Consider the following 1640-nt stretch of genomic DNA (forward strand, 5'->3'; position numbering starts at 1 on the left):
CGCCGACGACCACGACGGAGTGGCGGCGCTCCAGGACGGGCCCGAGGCGCACGGCGTCGTCCAGGGTGCGCAGCAGGTGGACCCCGGGAACGCCCTCGGTGCCGGGCAGGACGACGGGCTGGGCCCCGGTGGCGACGACCAGGGTGTCGTACGCGACGGGGCCGGCCTCGGTGTCGATCTCGTGGTCGGCGGCGCGGAGGCCGGTGACGTCCAGGCCGAGGCGGAGCTCGATGCCGAGGTCCTCGAAGTCGATCTCGAAGGCGGAGTCCTCGGCCTTGCCGAGGAGGATCGCCTTGGAGAGCGGCGGCCGGTCGTAGGGCTGGTGGGGTTCGGCCCCGATGAGGGTCACGGGGCCGGTGAAGCCCTGCTCGCGCAGGGCGACGGCGGTCTGGACGCCCGCCATTCCGGCGCCGACGATCACGACGTGCTGCTGGACCTGCTTCTGCTCGCTCACCCGACCACCTTACGCATCTGACGGATCGTCAGGAAGGGAGGGGTCTGTGGCCCCCCGGAGACGCGGGCTAGTCTGGCGGGCGTAAAGCACTCGCGGGAGCCCGGACGCACCGGGCTGAGAGGGAGGCTGGGACGGCCTCCGACCGTACGAACCTGATCCGGGTCATGCCGGCGAAGGGAGGGGCTGGACGCCCATGCGTTCTTCCGATGTCCACGTGTCCGACGTCCTCGTGGTCGGGGGCGGCATCATCGGCCTGGTCACGGCCTGGCGGGCCGCACAGCGCGGACTGCGCACCGCCGTCGTCGACCCGGACCCGGGCGGCGGGGCCGCGCGGGTCGCGGCCGGCATGCTCGCCGCCGTCACCGAACTCCACTACGGCGAGGAGACCCTGCTCGGGCTCAACCTCGCCTCCGCGGCCCGCTACCCCGCCTTCGCCGCCGAACTGGAGGAGGCCACCGGCCACGACGTCGGCTACCGGGCCTGCGGCACCCTCGCCGTCGCCCTCGACGCCGACGACCGGGCCCACCTGCGCGAACTGCACGCCCTGCAGACCCGCTGCGGGCTCGTCTCCGAATGGCTCAGCGGCCGCGAGTGCCGCCGCCTCGAACCGATGCTGGCGCCCGGCGTCCGCGGCGGACTCCGGGTCGACGGCGACCACCAGGTCGACCCGCGCCGGCTGGCCGCCGCGCTCGTGACGGCCTGCGAGCGGGCCGGGGTGGTCTTCCACCGCACGCTCGCGGAACGCCTGGCGGTCGTACGCGACCGGGCCCGCGGTGCCGTGCTCGCCGGCGGCGAGGAGCTGACGGCCGACCAGGTCGTGCTCGCCGCGGGCAGCCTCAGCGGGCGGCTCGCGGGCGTGCCGGAGGAGGTGCTGCCACCGGTCCGCCCCGTGAAGGGCCAGGTCCTGCGCCTCCGGGTCCCCGCGCCGTACGCCCCCTTCCTCTCCCGCACCGTCCGGGCCGTCGTCCGCGGCAGCCACGTCTACCTGGTGCCCCGCGAGAACGGCGAGCTCGTCGTCGGCGCCACCAGCGAGGAACTGGGCTGGGACACCACGGTGACGGCGGGCGGGGTGTACGAACTCCTCCGCGACGCCCACGAGCTGGTCCCCGGACTCACCGAGCTGCCGCTCACCGAGACCTGCGCCGGCCTGCGCCCGGGCTCCCCGGACAACGCCCCCCTCCTCGGC

2 protein-coding genes and 1 riboswitch are annotated in these 1640 nt (G+C 75.2%); of the genes, one reads left to right on the forward strand and one right to left on the reverse strand.

All coding sequences use genetic code 11. The features are described 5' to 3' along the window. Positions 1-403: FAD-dependent oxidoreductase (locus CCN56_RS35340; RefSeq protein ID WP_373412940.1), on the reverse strand; the 403-nt coding region annotated here is incomplete at its 3' end. Between the two features lie 133 nt (positions 404-536). Continuing rightward, positions 537-650, forward strand: a riboswitch (TPP riboswitch). Here CCN56_RS35340 and thiO point away from each other — a divergent pair. Beyond that, the coding region (gene thiO / locus CCN56_RS35345; RefSeq protein ID WP_086831871.1) for a glycine oxidase ThiO at positions 648-1640 on the forward strand (993 nt) is incomplete at its 3' end. It overlaps the preceding riboswitch by 3 nt.

Origin of the sequence: Streptomyces sp. NRRL B-24572 (assembly GCF_002156145.1) — a bacterium.
Taxonomy (GTDB): domain Bacteria; phylum Actinomycetota; class Actinomycetes; order Streptomycetales; family Streptomycetaceae; genus Streptomyces; species Streptomyces vietnamensis.